Genomic DNA, 4,035 nt, shown 5'->3' on the forward strand with positions numbered 1-4,035 from the left:
TTTGCAGGTAGTAATCCAGCAATGGTTCTTGATCTTCCGATTCTAGAAAGGCTACCAGTGCTTGCGGCTCACCGTAGAGTGAAGCTACTTCTACAGCACTCAGCTTTTGACCAAATACCTGGAATTCATCTACTTCAATACCCGCAATCGTTTCATCGTGCAGCTTTCCGATTCGCAGATTGCCCATGCCGCCCCAAGTTTTCTTTTCTTGGCCGTAGGTAATTATGCTGCGCTTCAAGTGATCGGTGATGATGCGGTGGCGCATTGGCTGACCGTTCAGGTAAACCGCCAAACCACTGGCTCGGCTGGAGCCATCGTAGGTCATCACCATATGAACCCATTCATCCACCGGAAGCCGATCGTCGGTATGAATCTCAATACTATTAGCCGGAGCGGTATGATTCAGGCTGACTGAAAGGGTCCGGTCGGGACGTAGCCAAGTGACATACCCCCGGTTGCCGTTAAACAAACCACCCGAGCGGGTGAAGACTGGCCCCTCAATACTGTCTTTCAATAATTTGTACCACAGGCTGACAGAAAACGGTTCGTTGCGCTCAAAGTAGCCGATCTCTTCGCCCATATCCACATAGCTATCTCCTAGCAGTCGTACCGCTTTCCCAATTTTGCCATCTACAATTTCTGGCTCCTTGTCCTGCTGGCTCACCACCATTTTAGCCGGTTGCTGAGGAGCCGCCAGATTGCGGAACTCATTTTCTACCGGATTATCCAACGGATAGTGCCCGATTCTGCTCGCAAAAGTCATCTGGTGATCAGCCGGATTAGCTTTAACCTTGTTTAGCCACTGAGCGAATCGCTGTCGGTAGTCAGTCTGATCCGGATCGATCTGCTCTTCCTGCTGTTGAATTTTCTCGTTCAGAAAGGCTAGCTGCTCTTCGGTTTCCTCGTCGGTTAAGATGACCGTCGGGCTGGCTTCCCCCATGTAGGGTATCTGCCCGGTTTCGTTAATACTGTTGAAGAAGGCGTAGAGTGAGAAATAATCTTCTTGTGAAATGGGATCGTACTTATGATCGTGGCAGCGGGCGCACTCTATTGTTAATCCTAAAAAAGCAGTACCCAGCGTATTGGCCCGGTCGGCCACGTACTCTACCCGATACTCTTCGGATACAATTCCGCCCTCCTGACTCTGTAAGTGGTTGCGGTTAAACCCACTCGCAAGTTTTTGTTCCTGAGTAGCCTCGGGTAGCATATCTCCGGCCAGTTGCCAGGTAATAAACTGATCGTAGGGCATGTTTTGGTTGAATGACTCAATTACCCAGTCGCGCCAGGGCCACATATTTCGCATACCGTCGTCCTGGTAACCGTGGGAATCCGCGTAGCGAGCTACATCCAGCCACTCGCTAGCCATGCGCTCCCCGTAGCGGGGCGATTGTAGCAGCCGATCTACTAACTTCTCGTAAGCATCTTCCGACTCATCCGCTAGAAAAGCATCTATCTGTCCGATAGTAGGCGGCAGGCCGGTCAGATCAAACGTTACCCGGCGAATCAACTTTTCTTTCGTAGCCCGTTCACTTGGGGAAAAGCCTTTATCTTCTAGTTTGGCTAGCACAAAATGGTCAACATCATTATTAGCCCAGTCCGCCTGTTTTACTTCCGGTAACTCAGGTTTTTCCGGTTTAATAAACGACCAGTGGGGTTCGTATTCAGCACCTTCTTCAATCCAGCGAGTGAGCACTGCTTTCTCGTACTCGCTCAGTACTAAATTAGACTCCGGCGGGGGCATTTGCTCTTCGGGGTCATCGGAGAAAATGCGATCTACCAATCCACTGCGGTGAGGCTTACCGGGCACAATGGCGTGCTCGCCGCTTTCCAGCTTAGCAAATGCTAGCGTTTCGTCACTCAAACTGAGCCCAGCTTCTACGGCGGCTTTATCCGGTCCGTGACAAGCAAAACAGCGATCCGATAAAATCGGCTTGACATGGAAGTTATAGCTGATCTCTTTGGGCAACTGCTGAGCGATCTCCGGATCAATGTTTCCACCTTGGTTGCAGCTCCACAGCAGCGAAATCAGCAAAAAAAATAGTAGGCTTCGAATCATGGATAAACTCATTGTATTGACCCAACAATTTACAAAATTGCTAGGAAATATAGTTAGTCAACCTGACTGAGAATTGATTAGTTTCCCAAGTCTATCAGTTGAGTTAATACTTCGTTAGAAATTAACCGATCAGAATTAGTATCTTAGGGATGTCTATTCTCGTTTTATGAACCTAAAGTTTTGATGAAGTTGAAAGGCTTACTTATTGGATTGGCGGGAGCCGCACTGATGGTGATAACATTCTTTCTGTTGCCGAACAGAAGTGAAGACGTTAGCTACAATCAGCATATTCGCCCGATTATCAATAATAAATGTATTGGCTGCCATGGTGGGGTAAAAAAGTCGGCGGGAGTGAGCTTTCTATTTCGCGAGGAAGCCCTGGATACGGCTGAGTCGGGTACGCCAGCTATTGTTCCCGGCGATGCTGCCAGCAGCGGGATGTTCCAGCGGATTACCCACCACGACCCTGAGTACCGAATGCCCTCGGATGGAGAACCCCTTACTGAAGCAGAGATTGAAATGATTGAGCGGTGGATCAACCAGGGAGCGCAGTGGGAAGACCACTGGGCGTACATTCCTCCTGAAAAAGACATTAGTCCCCCGGAAGTAGAAGAGGGTAGTGTTCGAAATGAAATTGACCACTTTGTCTTGGCCAAACTGCAAGCGAATGAACTTACTCCCGCCCCTGAGGCCGAAAAAGAAGTGCTACTGCGACGATTGTATCTAGACTTAACCGGCTTGTCACCTACTCCCGAAGAAGCGCAGGCTTTTCTGGCCGACACCAGCCACAGTGCTTACGAAAAACTGGTAGACCGCCTACTGGCTTCCCCCCATTTTGGCGAACGCTGGGCGGCCATGTGGCTGGATCTGGCTCGCTACGCTGATACCAAAGGCTACGAAAAAGATTTAGATCGCTCTATCTGGAAGTACCGCGACTGGGTGATCAACGCCTTTAATCAGGATATGCCCTACGATCAGTTTACGGTAGAGCAACTGGCGGGCGACTTACTACCCAATCCTACCAAAGATCAGTTGATCGCTACGGCGTTTCACCGCAATACAATGGCCAACGATGAGGGCGGAACCGATAACGAGGAGTTCCGGGTAGCCGCCGTAGTGGAGCGGGTGGGAACCACCTTTGAGGTTTGGCAAGGCACTACGATGGCCTGTGTGCAGTGCCACAGTCACCCTTACGACCCGTTTCGGCACCAGGAATTTTATCAATTCATGGCCTTCTTCAACAATACCCAAGACCGTGATATTTATAACGAGCAACCCAAACTGTTCACTTACGAAGGAGACGATGCCCAGAAAGTACAGGCTACCCTCACTTGGCTGAAAGATCATCTAAACGATGAAGATGTTCCTTCGCTTTCAAAGAGCAAATTGTTGCACCATCGGAAGGAAGAACTTCTGCACCACGTAGGGTACCGGCACGTAGAAGCTGAAGAATACCACGCTTCCAGTAAGTTGATCGAGTTGCTGGTTCCCTGCCAAGACGTGATTTGGCAAGTACAGGACAGCTCCTGGATCATGTTCGAAGACGTAGATTTGAGCGAAGTAGAGAAAGTTTCTTTTCGCTGCGCTACGGCTATTTCGGGAGGTTTTATTGAAGTACGATTAGACTCAGTAGATGGTAAAAAATTAGGGCAAACCGAAGTGACCACTACGGGTGAGTGGGATAACTGGGCAATGAGCCAACCGGATGACCGCGGCTGGCAGGTATTCTCTACGGATATTCCGCCCGTATCTGGTGAGCACGACGTGTATTATTTGTTCCGAAAAAATCGAGACCTGGCCCAGCACCTATTTCACTTAGACTGGATTTATTACCACGAGCGAAGCCCCCTCAAGGAGCAGTACGGAAAAGATGTTAACCAACGGTTGGAGTACTTAGCTTCCGTACAGCCGGAAGAAACTCCTATTATGCAGGACTTAACTCCTGACAAAAGCCGAGAAACCCATGTGTTTGAACGAGG

At 49.5% G+C, this 4,035-nt stretch carries 2 protein-coding genes; one reads left to right on the plus strand and one right to left on the minus strand.

Going from position 1 to position 4,035, the window contains the following annotated elements; genetic code table 11:
* A partial coding sequence (locus WBA23_RS19880) for a DUF1549 domain-containing protein (RefSeq protein ID WP_424584028.1) occupies window positions 1-2,056 on the minus strand: 2,056 nt, incomplete at its 3' end.
* Between the two features lie 183 nt (window positions 2,057-2,239).
* On the opposite strand from WBA23_RS19880, the gene WBA23_RS19885 reads away from it, so the two are divergent.
* Window positions 2,240-4,035, plus strand: a 1,796-nt coding sequence (locus WBA23_RS19885; protein ID WP_424584029.1) for a DUF1549 domain-containing protein, incomplete at its 3' end; no start/stop codon positions are given.

Source organism: Tunicatimonas sp., from assembly GCF_049647865.1.
Classification (GTDB): domain Bacteria; phylum Bacteroidota; class Bacteroidia; order Cytophagales; family Cyclobacteriaceae; genus Tunicatimonas.